The 14,871-nt window shown below is 71.0% G+C and carries 15 protein-coding genes; 9 read left to right on the forward strand and 6 right to left on the reverse strand.

The genetic code is table 11. The annotated features are described in order from the left end of the window. Nucleotides 1-21: 21 nt before the first annotated feature. From AB4Y74_RS05595 to AB4Y74_RS05610, 4 genes are all read right to left on the reverse strand, one after another. Nucleotides 22-930, reverse strand: coding sequence for an alpha/beta fold hydrolase (locus tag AB4Y74_RS05595; RefSeq protein WP_441798129.1), 909 nt, complete (start codon nucleotides 928-930; stop codon nucleotides 22-24). A gap of 37 nt (nucleotides 931-967) precedes the next feature. Then, a complete protein-coding gene (locus AB4Y74_RS05600) occupies nucleotides 968-1,843 on the reverse strand; it encodes a fumarylacetoacetate hydrolase family protein (protein WP_441798130.1) in 876 nt (291 codons plus the stop codon). 31 nt (nucleotides 1,844-1,874) lie between these two features. After that, complete coding sequence (locus tag AB4Y74_RS05605; RefSeq protein ID WP_441800398.1) at nucleotides 1,875-2,630, reverse strand: glycosyltransferase family 2 protein; 756 nt, start codon at nucleotides 2,628-2,630, stop codon at nucleotides 1,875-1,877. Nucleotides 2,631-2,740: 110 nt separating this feature from the next. Next, a complete protein-coding gene (locus tag AB4Y74_RS05610) occupies nucleotides 2,741-4,279 on the reverse strand; it encodes a DNA-3-methyladenine glycosylase 2 family protein (protein WP_441798131.1) in 1,539 nt (512 codons plus the stop codon). Between the two features lie 91 nt (nucleotides 4,280-4,370). Between AB4Y74_RS05610 and AB4Y74_RS05615 the strand changes: the two genes are divergently transcribed. Further along, on the forward strand, nucleotides 4,371-5,768 hold the full coding sequence (locus tag AB4Y74_RS05615; protein WP_441798132.1) for an FAD-binding oxidoreductase: 1,398 nt from the start codon (nucleotides 4,371-4,373) through the stop codon (nucleotides 5,766-5,768). A 220-nt stretch (nucleotides 5,769-5,988) separates the two neighbouring features. Next, nucleotides 5,989-6,363, forward strand: coding sequence for an FKBP-type peptidyl-prolyl cis-trans isomerase (locus tag AB4Y74_RS05620; RefSeq protein WP_441798133.1), 375 nt, complete (start codon nucleotides 5,989-5,991; stop codon nucleotides 6,361-6,363). Between the two features lie 71 nt (nucleotides 6,364-6,434). Here the strand turns inward: AB4Y74_RS05620 and AB4Y74_RS05625 are convergent, their stop codons facing one another. Then, nucleotides 6,435-6,875: a carboxymuconolactone decarboxylase family protein gene (locus AB4Y74_RS05625; protein ID WP_441798134.1), complete on the reverse strand. Its 441-nt coding sequence runs from the start codon at nucleotides 6,873-6,875 to the stop codon at nucleotides 6,435-6,437. A 78-nt stretch (nucleotides 6,876-6,953) separates the two neighbouring features. Here AB4Y74_RS05625 and pdxR point away from each other — a divergent pair, with 78 nt between their 5' ends. The 5 genes from pdxR (at nucleotide 6,954) to AB4Y74_RS05650 (ending at nucleotide 12,323) form a co-directional block, all read left to right on the forward strand. After that, on the forward strand, nucleotides 6,954-8,429 hold the full coding sequence (gene pdxR, locus AB4Y74_RS05630) for a MocR-like pyridoxine biosynthesis transcription factor PdxR (RefSeq protein ID WP_441798135.1): 1,476 nt from the start codon (nucleotides 6,954-6,956) through the stop codon (nucleotides 8,427-8,429). 7 nt (nucleotides 8,430-8,436) lie between these two features. Then, nucleotides 8,437-9,057 (forward strand): acyl-CoA-like ligand-binding transcription factor, encoded by a 621-nt coding sequence (locus AB4Y74_RS05635; protein ID WP_441798136.1) that lies wholly within the window; start codon nucleotides 8,437-8,439, stop codon nucleotides 9,055-9,057. 74 nt (nucleotides 9,058-9,131) lie between these two features. Then, nucleotides 9,132-9,899 (forward strand): VOC family protein, encoded by a 768-nt coding sequence (locus AB4Y74_RS05640; protein WP_441798137.1) that lies wholly within the window; start codon nucleotides 9,132-9,134, stop codon nucleotides 9,897-9,899. Between the two features lie 134 nt (nucleotides 9,900-10,033). Beyond that, nucleotides 10,034-10,303 (forward strand): 30S ribosomal protein S15, encoded by a 270-nt coding sequence (rpsO, locus tag AB4Y74_RS05645; protein ID WP_064111567.1) that lies wholly within the window; start codon nucleotides 10,034-10,036, stop codon nucleotides 10,301-10,303. A gap of 142 nt (nucleotides 10,304-10,445) precedes the next feature. Beyond that, the gene (locus AB4Y74_RS05650) at nucleotides 10,446-12,323 is read left to right on the forward strand and encodes a family 43 glycosylhydrolase (RefSeq protein ID WP_441798138.1); all 1,878 of its coding nucleotides are present in this window, start codon (nucleotides 10,446-10,448) and stop codon (nucleotides 12,321-12,323) included. 102 nt (nucleotides 12,324-12,425) lie between these two features. Here the strand turns inward: AB4Y74_RS05650 and AB4Y74_RS05655 are convergent, their stop codons facing one another. Next, nucleotides 12,426-13,631: a low temperature requirement protein A gene (locus AB4Y74_RS05655; RefSeq protein ID WP_441798139.1), complete on the reverse strand. Its 1,206-nt coding sequence runs from the start codon at nucleotides 13,629-13,631 to the stop codon at nucleotides 12,426-12,428. Between the two features lie 18 nt (nucleotides 13,632-13,649). Here AB4Y74_RS05655 and AB4Y74_RS05660 point away from each other — a divergent pair, with 18 nt between their 5' ends. Together AB4Y74_RS05660 and AB4Y74_RS05665 are read left to right on the forward strand one after the other, a co-directional pair. Continuing rightward, on the forward strand, nucleotides 13,650-14,066 hold the full coding sequence (locus tag AB4Y74_RS05660; RefSeq protein WP_441798140.1) for a VanZ family protein: 417 nt from the start codon (nucleotides 13,650-13,652) through the stop codon (nucleotides 14,064-14,066). Nucleotides 14,067-14,084: 18 nt separating this feature from the next. Continuing rightward, the gene (locus AB4Y74_RS05665; protein ID WP_441800399.1) at nucleotides 14,085-14,843 is read left to right on the forward strand and encodes a fructosamine kinase family protein; all 759 of its coding nucleotides are present in this window, start codon (nucleotides 14,085-14,087) and stop codon (nucleotides 14,841-14,843) included. The last annotated feature ends 28 nt before the right edge of the window (nucleotides 14,844-14,871 follow it).

Here is a 14,871-nt window from a genome sequence, read left to right on the forward strand (position 1 = left end):
TCTACCCCCCGAACGGGGTACTTATCCTCGTGATTCCGCCTCGCGGAACAGCGCGATCATGTCCCGTCCGAGCTGGTGCGGTGCCGTCTCGCACGGGCTGTGGCCGGTCCGGTACACCGCCAGCCGAGCCCGCAGAGCTTTCGCGTTAGCGGCGTGCAGGTGCGTCGGCCAGAGGTCGTGGTCGCCGGTGGCGATGAGCACGGGGACGCCGGTCGATGCCACCTGGGCGCGCACATCGGGGACCCGCTTCATCAGGCCGACGATGTCATCCACACTGGAGCGCCGGGTGAGGGCGAACCGCGAACGGACGAAGGCGAGGCGGCTGTCGGAGACCCGGTTCTTGTTCGTGATGATGCCCCAGATCATCAGAGACGCCCCCTGGTGGGCGGTGGTCAGCCAGCTGAGCCAGCCGATGACGCGCACTCCGCGGAAGGCCTGGCCCGGCTCCGGCGGCGCGGTCAGCAGGGTGAGGGAGCGGAAGAGTTCGGGATGCGTGACCAGCGCGAGCTGCGACAGGATGCCGGCGAACGAGTAGCCGAGCACGTGCGCGACGCCTCCGTCACGCAGGAACGCCACGACGTCACCGGTGAGCAGGGGGTAGGTGTAGCGCTCGCCGGGAGGCGGTCCGGCGTCGGCGGACTCGTACTGCCCGGCCAGGTCGAAGCTCTGCACGTAGTAGCCGGCCGCGGCGAGGATGGGCGCGAGAAGGTAGAAGTCCTCCTTGGAGCCGGTCACTCCCGGGATGAGCACCACGCGCGGGTCCGCCGGATCGCCGAGCGACGCGACCGCAAGCTCCCCGCTGGGTGCGTGGAACCGCGAGAACACGGTCCCGACCGGCGCAATGGACCAGTCGATATCGGGCAGCGCGGCGTCGAGGCGTTCAGCCTCGTCGTCTCCGCCCGTGACGGGTCGCCGTTCTCCGATGGACACGAGAGCTACGCTAAACCACTGCCGCGTCCCGTGCAGGTCACGTGACGCGACAGTACGTCGTGAGGTAGCCGATCCCGCCGATGGAGACGGTGACGGTGGAGCGGTCGCGAAGGAAGACCGGCGGGTTGCGCGAGTAGCCGGCGCCGCCCGGGCTGCCGGTCGAGATCAGGGTGCCGGGCGGGATGGTCGCGGAGCGCGAGAGGAACTCGACGAGCTCCGGGACCGACCGCACCATGTCGGCCGTGGAGGCGTCTTGCAGGATGGCCCCGTCGACGTTGGTCGTCAGCCACAGGTCTTGCGGGTCGGCGATCTCGTCGGCTGTGACGACGACCGGCCCGTTCGGGGTGAAGCCGTCGAACGATTTGCAGCGCGCCCACTGCGCCTCGGAGAACTGCAGGTCGCGGGCCGTGATGTCGTTCACGACCGTGTAACCCCAGACGTAGTCGAGCGCGTCCCGGACCGGGACGTTGCGGGCCGGCTTGCCGATGATCACGCCGAGTTCGGCTTCGTAGTCGACCTGGGTGGAGAGATCGGCGGGCCAGGTGGTGGTGCCCCCGTGGCCGGCGAGGGAGTTGGGCCAGAGGTTGAAGACCGTTGCCGCCTTCTCGCTGCGGAGCTTCAGCTCGGAGGCGTGCGCGGCATAATTCGCGCCGATGGCGATCACGTGCGGAGGCCGCAGCACAGCCGAGGCGTGGCGGAGTTCGTGGACGGGCGGCAACTCGGCCCCGGCGGCCTCGGCCGCAGCCACCACGGCGCGCACCTCGGCCAGACCCTCGTCGCCGCGCTCGATCAACTCCTGAAGGTCGCGCGGCGGCTGCTCCATCACCTCGTCGAGGAAGAGGGCGCCGTCTCCGATGACGACAGCGAGGCGGGGACCAGGATCTGCGGCGGTGCTGAGGTGCGAGAATCTCACCGATACAGGCTATCGGGGATGCGGCCGGGTTTCAGGCGACGGCGCCCGGAACGCCGGGTTCCTGCGCGCGAGCCTGCCTCCGCCGCGTGATGCGGCGCCGCCACGGCGACTGCTCGGGCAGGTGCATGCTCAGCGTCGCATAGGCCCAGCGCAGCCGGCGGCCGAGTCCGCTCCAGGTGGCGAAGGGGCGGGCCGAGATCCCGACCGTGAGCCGTTCGTCGTAGCGGACGACCGTGGCGAGGTCGAGGTGGAACGACAGGTCGAGATCGTCGTGGATGTCGATCCGGTCGCGGTGCACCCGTGTCCGCGCGTCCTGCCAGACGTCACGTCGCATGGCGAAGTTGGAGCCGAAGATCGGGGGGTTGCCGAGCCACAGCTCCATCGACCAGAAGTAGCCGCCGATGTAGAGCACCTGGCCGAGGCCCGCCGTGACCGGGTTGCCGTCGTAGAAGACGCCCCGGCCGGTGAGGACGCCGACCTCGGGGGAGTCGACGAGCTCGGCCTCGATGTGCAGGAGCCAGTCGGCCGGCGGGCGGGAGTCGGCGTCCAGTCGGGCGATGATGTCACCGGTTGCGGCGTCGTATCCGGCGGATGCGGCCGGCCAGATGCCGCGCTGGGGCTGGTCGATCACCCGGGCGCCGGCGGCGCGGGCGACGGCGGCGGTGTCGTCGGTGCTCCCGTTGTCGACCACCACGATCTCGTCGGCGGGACGCAGCTGCGCGGAGAGGTGTTCGAGGCAGCGCGCGAGCATCTCGGAGTCGTCGAGCACCGGGATGACGACGGACATGGTGGGCACGGGTTGATCCTACGCGCGGTGGAGCTATGGGCAGCGCGGAGCGATGCCGCGACCCCAGCGCCGAGGGAGCCTGCGACCGAGGTAACGCACGGCACCCAGGCTCACGCGCGCCACAGGTGCAGCCCCGCGTAGCTCCGCCACGGCGCCCACCGCGCTCCGTACGCGGCAAGCTCGCGGGGTTCCGAAGGCAACCCGAGGCGCGCCGCGCCCTGCCGGAGTGCCAGGTCCCCGGTGAGCAGGATGTCGGGGCTGCCCAGCACGCGGAGCGCGATGTACCCGGCGGTCCACGGCCCGATCCCCGGGAAGGCGAGGAGGCGCTGCTCCAGGTCGTCGCGCGACTCGCCGACGTCGATGCTCAGGCTGCCGTCCGCCAGGGCTCCGGCGACGCCGAGGATGGCGTCGATACGGCGCGCCGGTCCGCGCAGCACCTCCCTGCCGTGTTCCGCGATCGCGGCAGCCGTGGGGAACAGGCGGGTGAAGGAGGCGGCGCTCGCCGCATCCTGTCCGCCGGGAGCGGTCAGTGCGATCGGCTCGCCCAGCGCGTCGGTCAGCCGGGTGAGCGCGGTTCGGGCCGCCGCCACCGACACCTGCTGGCCGATGAGGGCGCGGAACACGATCTCCTCCGCATCCACCGCGCCGGGCACGCGGAGGCCGGGCGTCGCGGCGACGCTCGGCGCAAGCACGGGGTCGGCTGCCAGGGCCGCGTCGATCGCTTCGGCGTCCGCGTCCAGGTCGAGCAGGCGGCGAACGCGAGCGACCAGCGGTGCGAGGTCGGTCACGTCGGCGAGTGCGGCGTCGCACTGCACCGCGGGCGCTTCCACCGACCCGGTGAGCGTCAGCCGCACGGCCGCCGGACCGTGCGGCAGCCGCACGGCGCGCGCATATCCGACACGGTCACCGCCGCCCGTCGCAGTCTCCACGCCGTCGATCGCACGGGCGCCGAGGAAGCCGATCAGCCCGGCACCGTCGAACGGCGCGCGTGCCGGCAGTCGCAGGCTCAGTTTCATCGCTCCCGCCTCGCGGTGGGCCGCGGCGGGGGAGCGGCGCGCCGCCGCCCGCACACCGCCGGGCGTCAGCCGGTACACCTCCGTCATCGTCTCGTTGAACTGGCGCACGCTGCTGAAGCCGGCCGCGAAGGCGACATCGGTGATCGGGAGGTCGGTGCCGGTGAGGAGCAGCCGTGCGGTCTGCGCGCGGTGTGCCCGGGCCAGTGCCAGCGGACCGGCGCCGAGCTCCGCGGTGAGGACGCGGCCCAGGTGCCGCGGCGTGTAGCCGAGGCGCCGCGCGAGGCCAGGGACCCCCTCCCGCTCGACTGTGCCGTCGGCAATGAGGCGCATGGCCCGCGCGGCGAGGTCGTCGCGCACGTTCCATTCCGGGGAGCCGGGGACGGCGTCCGGGAGGCAGCGCTTGCAGGCGCGCAGACCGGCCTCGTGGGCCGCGGCCGCCGTCAGGTAGAACGAGACGTTGCCGGGTTTGGGCGTGACGGCCGGACAGCTGGGCCGGCAGTAGATGCCGGTCGAGTGCACACCGGTGATGAACTGCCCGTCGAATCGCGCGTCCCGGGCGCTCATGGCCCGGTACCGCTCGGCGAACACGGGGTCGGCGAGCGGAGTCGTGCTCGGGCCTCCATCGATGGTCATATCCCCAGCCTCGCACCGCCCACCGACATCCAATAGCGGAAATCGGACATGACTGCGCCGGGTGCTGCACCGTGCTCGCTAGCCTGAGGGGATGGACGTTCTCGACTGGCTCTCGGCCGCGCTCGGCGAGGAGGCGCTCGCCGCCGGTGTGCTCACGACCGACCCGGCGCTGCTGGATGCGGCGCGTACCGATCGCTCCGGCTGGGTGGCGCCAGGGGCTCCGCGAGCCATCGTGAACGCGCGCTCGATCGAGCACGTGCAGGCCGCCCTGCGGGCGGCGAGCGAGTTCCGCGTCCCGGTGGTCCCGCGCGGCGCGGGCACCGGTCTGGCCGGCGGAGCGAACGGGACGGACGGCTCGATCGTGCTCGACGTGTCCGGAATGAACCGCATCCTCGAGATCTCCGTGGAGGATCAGCTCGCGGTCGTCGAGCCGGGCGTCATCAACAGCGACCTGAACGCGGCCCTCGAACCCTACGGCCTGTTCTTCGCCCCCGACCCGGCCAGCAGGGCCATCTCCACCGTTGGCGGCAACATCGCCACGAATGCCGGCGGCCTGCTGTGCGCGAAGTACGGGGTGACCCGGGAGGCGGTGCTCGCGCTCACGGTCGTGCTCGCGGACGGGCGCGTCGTCCGCACAGGGCACCGGACCGTCAAGGGTGTCACCGGCTACGACCTCACAGCGCTCTTCGTCGGTTCGGAGGGCACCCTCGGCGTGATCGTCGGGGCCACCGTGCGCGTCCAGCCCATCCCGCCGGGCGAACCCGTCACGCTCGGGGCGCTGTTCCCCGATGTCCGTGCCGCGGCCGAGGCGTCGGCCCGGATCACCGCCGCGCAGTTGCGCCCTGCGGTGATGGAACTGCTGGACGCCCCGGCCCTCGAGCGGATCTCCGCTTATCTGGGCGCGGAGCGCATCGAGGAGTCGTTCGGCGCGAGCGCCGGTGCGGCCTACCTGCTGGTCCAGTTCGACGGAGCGACTGCGGCCGCCGAGGCAGGCGCGGCGGCCGACGTCCTGACGGAGACCGGCGGCACCGTCCGTGTCGCGGCCGATGCGGCAGAGGGCGAGCGTCTGCTCGCGCTGCGCCGCGCCTTCCACCCCGCCCTCGCCTCCGGCGGCGAGGTGCTGATCGAGGATGTCGCCGTTCCGCGTTCGCGCATGCCTGAGATGTTCGCGGCGATCGAGCGCATCTCGGAGCGGTACGGCATCCCCATCCCCACCGTCGCGCACGCGGGCGACGGCAACCTGCATCCCAACTTCGTCTACACCGGCGACACCGTCCCTCCGGAGGTCTGGGAGGCGGCGAACGACCTGTTCCGTACGGCGATCGAGCTGGGAGGCACCTTGACGGGCGAGCACGGCGTGGGCGTGTTGAAGCGCCGCTGGCTGGCGGACGAACTCGGACCGGACTCGTACGAGCTGCAGGTGAAGCTGAAGTCGGTGTTCGATCCGCTCGGAATCCTCAACCCCGGAAAGGTCTTCGGGGGCGCCTGACGGAGGGCTAGAAAGAGCCGTTAACAGACTCGACCCCCGGTGGTGCGGCGCTGCCTGCAGCTCAACCGGGGGAACGAGTTATGGCCTTAAGGATGCCCCCGCCGCCCGGAGAGCGCAACCCCTGATCCGCAGAACAGGAAGTGGCGCGCCACTCACCCCGCCGTGCGCGGTGAGCGAACGGGCTTTGACGCGGCACCGTCGCACCGGTTGGATGGGACGCATGGCAGAGAACACCAACCAGAAGCCCGAAGTCGACGCCCCCGAGGGCCCGGCTCCCGAGACCCTCGAGATCGTCGACATCGTCGAGGGCACAGGACCCGAGGCCACCGCGGGCTCCAAGGTCGACGTGCACTACCTCGGCGTCGAGTACGAGACGGGCGAGGAATTCGATTCGTCGTGGAGCCGGGGCCAGTCGATCAACTTCCCGCTGAACAACCTCATCAAGGGCTGGCAGGACGGCATCCCCGGCATGAAGGTCGGTGGACGCCGCAAGCTCACCGTTCCGCCGGCGCAGGCCTACGGCCCGGCCGGGGGCGGTCACCCGCTGTCGGGCAAGACCCTCATCTTCGTGATCGACCTGCTCGGCGTGAGCTGAACCGCTCCGGACGACGAAAGCGCTCCCTCGGCCCCGGCCGGGGGAGCGCTTCGTCGTTCCGCGCCGGGCGTTCAGAGACTCGCCGGCTGCATCCGGGTGGGGATGGCGATCCTGTTCCACACATTGATCGTCGCGATCGCGAGCAGCAGGTTCGCGAGTCCGTCCTCTCCGAACTCCGCCAGCGCTCGCTCATAGAGGTCGTCCGGCACCCCGGCCTCGTGGATGAGCGTGACGGCCTCGGTGAGTTCGAGCGCTGTCCGCTCGCGGTCGGTGAACCACGGCGACTCCCGCCAGGCGGAGACCGCGAAGACCTTGCGCACCGGCACTCCACGACCCTGCAGGTCGACGGAGTGCATGTCGACGCAGTAGGTGCAGCCGTTGATCTGCGACGCGCGCAGTCTGATGAGATCGCCGAGGGGCTCCTCGACGACCCCGCCGACGTAGCCGTCGAGGTTGATGACCTTGCGGTAGCCCTCGGGGGCGACCGACGGGACCTGGATTCGTTCTGTCATGCCACCGACGCTACGGGCCGGAATGGCGCGCTGTAAGATCCACTTCACCGGAATCTCATCAGACCATTCGAGGGCATCGTGGACCTGCATGTCGCCATCGGCGGGCGCGGCGATCGCGCCGACCGCATCTACCGCCAGTTGCGAGATGCGGTGCTGGACGGACGCCTCCGGCGTGGAGAACGCCTGCCGGCGACCCGCGAGCTCGCCGGGCGGCTGCAGGTGTCGCGCGCGACCGTGTCGACCGCCTATGAGCGGCTCACCGCTGAGGGATACCTCGCCGCGCGCGTCGGTGCCGGCACCTTCGTCGCCTACGCGGCCGCCGACCCGAGCCCGGGCCCGACGCGAACGCAGGGAGCCGCTCAGCCATCCCCGGCCTGGCGCGATCTCAACGATCCGCTGTGGGTGGAGCCGCGGCCGGTCGCCTACGACTTCAGCATCGGCTCGCCGGATCCGGCGCTCTTCCCGCTCGACGCGTGGCGCACCTCTGTCGCTGCCGAGCTCCGCGGCGGGACTCTTCGGTCCGCCTCCTACGGCGACCCGTCAGGAGTCGAGCGGCTGCGGGAGGGCATCGCGCGCCATCTCGGCGTTGCGCGATCGGTGGAGGCCGGCCCCGGCGACGTGCTCGTGACGAGCGGAGCGCAGCAGGCGTTCGACCTGCTCGCCCGGGTACTGCTGCAGCCCGGCGACACGGTGGCGGTGGAGGATCCGGGGTATCCGCCCGTCCGGCAACTCTTCGAGATGGCCGGAGCACGCGTCGTGCCTGTTCCGGTCGACGCGTACGGCCTCCGGGTCGACCTCCTGCCCCCGGCGCGCCTGGTGTACGTGACTCCGTCGCACCAGTTCCCGCTCGGCGGTGTGCTCCCGCTCGACCGCCGGGTCGCCCTGCTGGAGTGGGCGAGCCGCCACGACGCCGTCATCATCGAGGACGACTACGACAGCGAGTACCGCTTCGGTGCCCGGCCGCTCGACCCGCTTCAGCGGCTGGATGCGGACGGCCGCGTGGTCTACGTCGGCACGTTCTCGAAGACGATGCTGCCCGCCCTCCGCCTCGGGTTCGTCGTCGCTCCGCCCGCCCTGCTGGCCGCGCTCCGCCATGCAAAGCGACTCACCGACTGGCACAACGACACCGTGACGCAGCGTGCGATGGCCCGGCTCCTCGACTCGGGTGTCTTTGCGCGGCATGTCCGCGCGGCCACCCGCGTGTACGAGGAGCGGCACGCGGTGCTGGTGCATGAAGTGGGGGAGCTGCTGCCCGACCTGGAGCTGGTGCCCTCGGCCGCGGGCCTGCACGTCGCCGTGCTCGCGCCGGTCGCACCCGTCGCGCGTCAGGACGCCTCGGCCGGACGGTTCGACGGCGCACGCGTCGCGGAACGCGCGGCCGTTGCCGGGGTGGCCGTCCAGCCGGTCTCGCGATTCCGTCGGGCGGAAGGCGCGGACGGTGTGCTGCTCGGCTTCGGCGGCATTCGCGCCGCGCACATCCCGGACGCCCTCCGGACTCTCGCGGAGGCGATCGGTCGCGAGCGGGTCGGCGACCCCGCGCCTCCGGTGCGATGATCGGAGGATGAGCTCGACGGACCTCCCCGCCACCGCGGCTGCCGGCCCGGCCGCGCCCCGGCGTCGTGGGCGCCCGACGGACGTCGACCCTGAGCGTGTCGCCCTCATCGCTCTCCGGCACTTCGACGAGCACGGGTACGAGCAGACGACGATGGACGACATCGCCGCGCTGGCGGGCATCGGCCGGCGAACGCTGTTCCGCTACTTCCCGAGCAAGCCCGCCCTGGTCTGGGGCGGCATCGAGCCGGTCGTCGGACGGATGCACGCCGTGCTCGACCGCGCCCCGGGCGACCGGTCGATCCGCGATGTGCTCGCCGACGCCATCCTGTCGTCGCTCACCCTGCCTCCGGAGGCGGAAGAGGCAACCCGGCGCCGGCTCGCCCTCATGGCCACGCATCCGGCTCTCATCGGCTTCGGCCTCGTCGGAATGGCGTCGCAGCGGGAGCTGCTCGTCGACTTCCTCGCCGGCCGCCTCGGGCTCGATCCGCTCAGTCTCCGCGTCCAGGTCCTGGCGGACGCACTGAGCGCTGCCAACTTCTCGGCGCTGCTCTGGTGGGCACAGCACGACGACGGCCCGCCCGCGCCCGTCGTGGTCGCGGCGATGGACGAGGTGCTGCGCGGCATCTGAGTCGTGGCGCACCCCTCCTCGCCCGGGTGCGAGCACTCTCGCCCCAGCGCATCGGGGGCGAGTACGGTGTGCCCATGCCGATCGAAGACGCGTTCCCGCACGGCACGCCCATCTGGGTGGACCTGCAGAGCACCGACCCGCCCGCCGCCGCGACCTACTACCGCGAACTCTTCGGCTGGGAGGTGGGGCCTCCGCTCCCCGAGACCGGGAACTTCTCCCTGGCCAGCGCGCGCGGCGTCGCCGTCGCCGCACTCGGGCCGCTGCCGTCGGAGGACGTGCCGACCATGTGGACCGCCTACTTCGCCGTCGACGACCTGGAGGCCGCCGCCGACGCGGCACGGACGACGGGTGGGTCCATCCTGCTGGAGCCGGGGGAGCCGGTGCCCGGCGTCCGTCTGGCGATCGTCGCAGACCCCGCCGGCGCCGTCTTCGGGCTGTGGCAACGACGTGAGCACAACGAACCGTGGCTCCGGGACGAGCCCGGTGCGGTCGACTGGCTCGAACTGGTCGCACCCGATCCCGAGTCGACGTTCGGCTTCTACACGTCCGTGCTCGGCGTCGGGATCAGCGAAATGAGGGTCGGGGAGCAGCCGTACGGGCTCTTCGACGTCGGCGATACCAGTGTGGCCGGTGCGTACACCTCCGACGGATCGGAACCGGCCAGCTGGCTGGTCTACTTCAACGTCGCCGACCTCGACGCCGGCGTGGTGCGTGCGACCGAGCTCGGCGGCACCCTGCGCACCGAGCCGCTCTCCGCTCCCGGCGTCGGCCGCTGGGCTGAGATCGTCGACCCCCAGGGGGCCGTGTTCGCGCTGCTCGAACCAGAGCCGGAGCCGGTCTGAGGCGGCCCCCGCGCGGACCGTTGCTCGGCCCGCTTCTGTTAGACTCGTGAGGTTGCCGTCGAACGGCCGCGGATCAAGAGAGCCCAGGCATACGGCCCCGGGCACCGCGCAACGAGTAGGAAGGGGATCCCTCTATGGCACTGGATGCAGACGTCAAGAAGGCGATCATCGAAGAGTACGCTACCCACCCCGGTGACACCGGATCCCCCGAGGTGCAGGTCGCGATCCTGACCAAGCGGATCAAGGATCTCACCGAGCACCTCAAGGAGCACAAGCACGACCACCACTCGCGTCGTGGCCTGCTTCTGCTGGTCGGTCAGCGTCGCCGTCTGCTGGGTTACCTGGCAGACATCGACATCAGCCGTTACCGCTCGCTCATCGAGCGTCTCGGGCTGCGTCGATAATCTTCGTCGACTCCGCGAACTTCTTACAGACGGGCCGTCACCTTCGGGTGGCGGCCCGTTTTGTCGTATCCGAACACTTGGCTTCCGGTTTACAGCGCTGTAGCGTGTGACGCACATCCCACCTCGAAGGAGAGCTGCGATCATGCGCCATCTGCCCAGGCTGATCATCTCGGCCGTTACAGCGCTGGCGCTCGGTGTCGGCATCCCCGCGATCTCAGCGCCTCAGGGGGCGACCGCGGTTCCCGCGACGCAGCCGATGTCGCCGCGCGCCACCTACAGCAACCCGCTCGACCTGGACCTCGGCGGCGGGAGGACCGCCGAGCAGTGCGCCGATCCGGACGTCATCCGCTCGCAGAATCCGGCGGACGCCGCCTGGTACCTCTACTGCACGCGCGACGTCATCGACTCGTCGCTGCGCAACCCGGACGGCTCGCTGGTCTTCTCCAGCATCCCGAGCTACCGCTCGACCGACCTGGTGCACTGGTCGTTCGTCGGTGAGGCCCTCCCGACCCGTCCGGCGTGGATCGGCGACGGGGACATGTGGGCGCCGGACGTCGCGTACGTCGGTGGCCGCTACCTGCTCTACTACACGGCGACGAACACGGTGACTCCAGGCGGCGGCTCGGCGATCGGTGTCGCGACGAGTGACAGCCCGGCCGGCCCCTGGGTCGACTCCGGCGGACCGGTGGTCGAACCGATGCCGGCGCCCGGGAACACCGACCCCAACGACCGGCGGTGGGTCTACGACCCCGAGCTGCTGACGGTCGGCGGCCAGAACTACCTGTACTTCGGGAGCTACTACGGCGGGCTGTCCGTCCGGCGCATCAGCGCCGACGGCCTCCACTCCGACCCGGCGAGCCAGGTGCAGGTCGCCATTCCGAACCGCTACGAGGGCACCCACGTCGTCCAGCACGACGGCTGGTACTACCTGCTCGGCTCGGCCACGAACTGCTGCAATGGACCGCTGACCGGCTACGGCGTCTTCGCCGGTCGCTCGACGTCCCCGACCGGGCCGTTCGTCGACCGCACCGGAGCGTCGCTGCTCGACTCCCGGGTCGGCGGTACGCCGGTGCTGCACCAGAACGGGAACCGCTGGGTCGGCCCGGGCCACGTCACGAGTGCGGTCGATGCGGCCGGCCAGGAGTGGATGCTCTACCACGCGGTCGACCGCACCGACCCGTACGTCCCCGGTGCCGGCACCTACACGAAGCGGCCGGTGCTGATGGACCCGCTCGACTGGAAGAACGGCTGGCCGGTGGTCCGGGGAGGCGCAGGTCCCTCCGACAGTCCGCAGCCCGCACCGACCGTCGTCGCCGGGCAGCGTCCCGGCTACATTCCGTCGTTCGTCGGACCGCCCCCGCGCGGACCGAAGCTCCCCGCGTACTCCGATGAGTTCGGCGGTCACGCGATGGATGCTGCCTGGACGTGGCTGCGCGACCCGGGACCTGCGACACGGTCCGTCTCCCGCGGGGTACTGAACTGGCAGATGCAGCAGGCCGACCTCGGCCCTGATGCGGGTGCCGCCGGGCTGCCCTTGCGCGCGTTGCCGCAGGGCGATTACACCGTGGAGACGCGCGTCTCCACGACGGTCCCACGCGACGGCTGCTGCCAGAACTACGCGCAGGGCGGCCTGGTGATCTATCAGGACGACGCGAACTTCGTGAAGCTGGCCGTCACATCCATCTGGGAGACCCGGCAGACAGAGCTCGGAAAGCGGGAGACCGCCGAGGGGCCCGGCTACCCGACGTACGGCAACTCCGTCGGCGGACCGGTCGGCCAGTGGACAGTACTGCGGCTGACGAGGACGCACACAGCGACCGAGAACGTCTACACCGCGTCCACCAGCAGGGACGACGGCGCAACCTTCGACACGGCGGGAACCTGGACGACACCGCTGTCGGCGACACCGCCGCGGCTCGGGCTGGTCTCGATGGCCGCCGCCGGCTTTACGACGACGTTCGACTACGTGCGGGTGTACGGCGCGCCCCGCGGACACAGCGGGGGAGGCGGCGGCTCCTGATCGAGAGCGCCTGGGTGCCGCTCAGGGCAGCTCAGCGGTGGTCAGCTGTTCGGCGCGGTCATCCTGCTGGCTCATGCCGTCGACTCAACCGCGCGGTGACCGTCAGGACAAGGGGTCGCTCGTCGTCACGTCGGCGGTGCGCGCGGCCACCGCCCGGTCGAGCAGGGTCACTGCGACGAGCGCTGAAGCGACCACAGCGATGCCGATGGTCACTCCCACCAGTCCGATGAGCGGCGAGACCAGGGGCAGCAGGAGGACCAGTGCGATCGCGATCCCGGTCTTCAGCGGCCGGATGACCACCTCCGGGACCAGCGGAGCGTGCAGCACGTAGAGCATCACCAGGAACACGGCCACCGGGATCGCGATAGCGTACTCCGCTCCCGCCTCGTTCCCGTCCGCGTGCGCGGCGCCCGCCTGCACAGCCACCTCGAGGCCCGCGCCGAGAGCCGCGAGTGAGGCGAAGACGAAGTAGTGGCCGTAGCCCCAGTAGTAGGAGCGGCCGCGCTTGGTGCTGAGCCCTTCGGCCGCCGGCTCCAGGAAGTACAGCCACCAGAGGGCGAACAGCAGCACGAGGCCGGCGGACGCGATCCACACGAGAGAAGCAGAGAAGCCGCTCTCCGCCAGCGCGCGCTGCACGCCGGCAGCCGACGCCGAGACGGACTCGCCGAGCACGATGATCGTGAACAGCCCGTACCGTTCCGCGATGTGGTGGGGGTGCCACGACGTCATGCCGGTGCGTTCGGCCCAGACCGGCACCGAGAGCTCGAGCACCACGCCGATCCCGAAGAACCAGACCGCGGTGTGCGGAGGGAGGAAGCCCCAGACCACCCAGAGCACCTGAACCGCCGCAACTCCCGCTGCGTAACGGAAGGCGGTGCGGCGGCCGGCGGGATGCTCGACACCCGCCCGGATCCACTGGCCGATCAACGCGACCCGCATGATCAGGTAGCCGACGATGATCGCGGTGAAGTTCTCCTCATCGAATGCGGCTGGCACGCCGGCGGCGAGCACCAGCACACCGCCCATCTGGATCAGCGTCATGACGCGGTACGGCACGTCGTCGGTGTCGTAGGCGGAGGCGAACCAGGTGAAGTTCATCCATGCCCACCAGATGGCGAAGAACACCATGAAGTAGAACGGCAGCCGTTCGAGCACGTGGCCCTCTTCGCCCGCATGCGCGAGCTGACCGGCCACCTGGGCGATCGCCACCACGAAGGTGAGGTCGAACAGCAGCTCGAGCGGGCTGGAGACGCGATGCCGTTCGTCGGTCGAGCGCCCGGTCATCGGGATGCGGAACGCACTGGTCATGTGCGCCAGCATAGGAGGATGCGCCGTCGTGCCGTGCTGCCCATCCTGATCGCCGCCTATCTGGCCGCGGTCGCGTGGATCACCCTGAACCCCGCGCCCGGGAATCCGGCGGGGAATCCGCTGCTTCGTGCGCTGCTGCGCGCGTTCTCCGCGGTGCCCGGACTGTCCTGGATCGACTACGACGTCGCCGAGTTCTCGGCCAATGTGCTGCTGTTCGTTCCGATGGGTGTCCTGTTCACACTGCTGCTGGGCGTCTGGAGGTGGTGGCTGGCGGTCGCGATCGGAGTGGCGGCGACGCTGATCATCGAGTTCGTGCAGTTGTTCCTTCCCGAGCGCGTGAGCGACCCGCGCGACCTCCTCGCGAACACCCTCGGCGCCCTTGTCGGCACGGCGGTCGTCGTGCTCTCAGCTCGTGGGCGCTCGCGCCAGACGTAGGGTGGCGGCGTGGAGACGGTGGTGAAGGAGCGGGCGGATGCGCCTGCGCGGTTCTTCGAGGCGGAGGCGGCGGGACTGCGCTGGCTCGGTCAGGCGGAGGCTTCCGGGGGAGCGCGTGTCGTCGAGGTCGCGTCTGTGCGACCGGGGCGGATCGAGCTCGAGCGGATCCGCGAAGTCCGACCGACGGCTGAGGCGGCGCGCGCGTTCGGTGCAGCGCTCGCCCTGACGCATGCCGCGGGCGCGGCCGCCTTCGGGGCGCCGCCGGACGGCTGGGACGGCCCGCTCTTCATCGGACGGCGCCCGCTGCCCGCCGCGCACGAGACCAGCTGGGGACGCTTCTATGCGCGCGACCGCGTCCTCCCGTACCTCGACATCGCGGTGGAGGCGGGCGGCGTGACGAGCGCGCAACTCCCGGTCATCCGCGAGGCCGTCGACCGGGTCGCGGCGGGCGCGTTCGACGACGACGAGCCGCCCGCCCGCATCCACGGCGACCTGTGGAGCGGCAACCTGCTGTGGGATGCGCGCGGCGCCGTCCTCATCGACCCCGCAGCCCACGGTGGGCACCGCGAGACGGATCTGGCGATGCTGGCCCTGTTCGGCGCCCCCTTCCTCGACGAACTGGTCGCCGGGTACGACACTGCGCGGCCGCTTCGATCGGGCTGGCGGGACCGCATCCCGCTGCACCAGTTGCATCCGCTCGCCGTTCATGCCGCCGGTCACGGCCCCTCGTACGGCAGCGCGCTGGCGGATGCAGCACGCGCGACGCTCGCGCTTTGATATCCGTGCATCCCCCGGCAAAAGCCCC

The organism is Leifsonia sp. RAF41, from assembly GCF_052114085.1.
GTDB lineage: Bacteria > Actinomycetota > Actinomycetes > Actinomycetales > Microbacteriaceae > Leifsonia.

Coding starts and splice junctions, on each gene's coding strand:
- AB4Y74_RS05625 (WP_441798134.1), bottom strand. CDS start 6,875: ATGACAGAACGAATCCAGGTCCCGTCGGTCGCCCCCGAGGGCTACCGC.
- AB4Y74_RS05615 (WP_441798132.1), top strand. CDS start 4,371: ATGGACGTTCTCGACTGGCTCTCGGCCGCGCTCGGCGAGGAGGCGCTC.
- AB4Y74_RS05620 (WP_441798133.1), top strand. CDS start 5,989: ATGGCAGAGAACACCAACCAGAAGCCCGAAGTCGACGCCCCCGAGGGC.
- AB4Y74_RS05660 (WP_441798140.1), top strand. CDS start 13,650: ATGCGCCGTCGTGCCGTGCTGCCCATCCTGATCGCCGCCTATCTGGCC.
- AB4Y74_RS05655 (WP_441798139.1), bottom strand. CDS start 13,631: ATGACCAGTGCGTTCCGCATCCCGATGACCGGGCGCTCGACCGACGAA.
- AB4Y74_RS05605 (WP_441800398.1), bottom strand. CDS start 2,630: ATGTCCGTCGTCATCCCGGTGCTCGACGACTCCGAGATGCTCGCGCGC.
- AB4Y74_RS05610 (WP_441798131.1), bottom strand. CDS start 4,279: ATGACCATCGATGGAGGCCCGAGCACGACTCCGCTCGCCGACCCCGTG.
- rpsO (WP_064111567.1), top strand. CDS start 10,034: ATGGCACTGGATGCAGACGTCAAGAAGGCGATCATCGAAGAGTACGCT.
- AB4Y74_RS05640 (WP_441798137.1), top strand. CDS start 9,132: ATGCCGATCGAAGACGCGTTCCCGCACGGCACGCCCATCTGGGTGGAC.
- AB4Y74_RS05650 (WP_441798138.1), top strand. CDS start 10,446: ATGCGCCATCTGCCCAGGCTGATCATCTCGGCCGTTACAGCGCTGGCG.
- AB4Y74_RS05635 (WP_441798136.1), top strand. CDS start 8,437: ATGAGCTCGACGGACCTCCCCGCCACCGCGGCTGCCGGCCCGGCCGCG.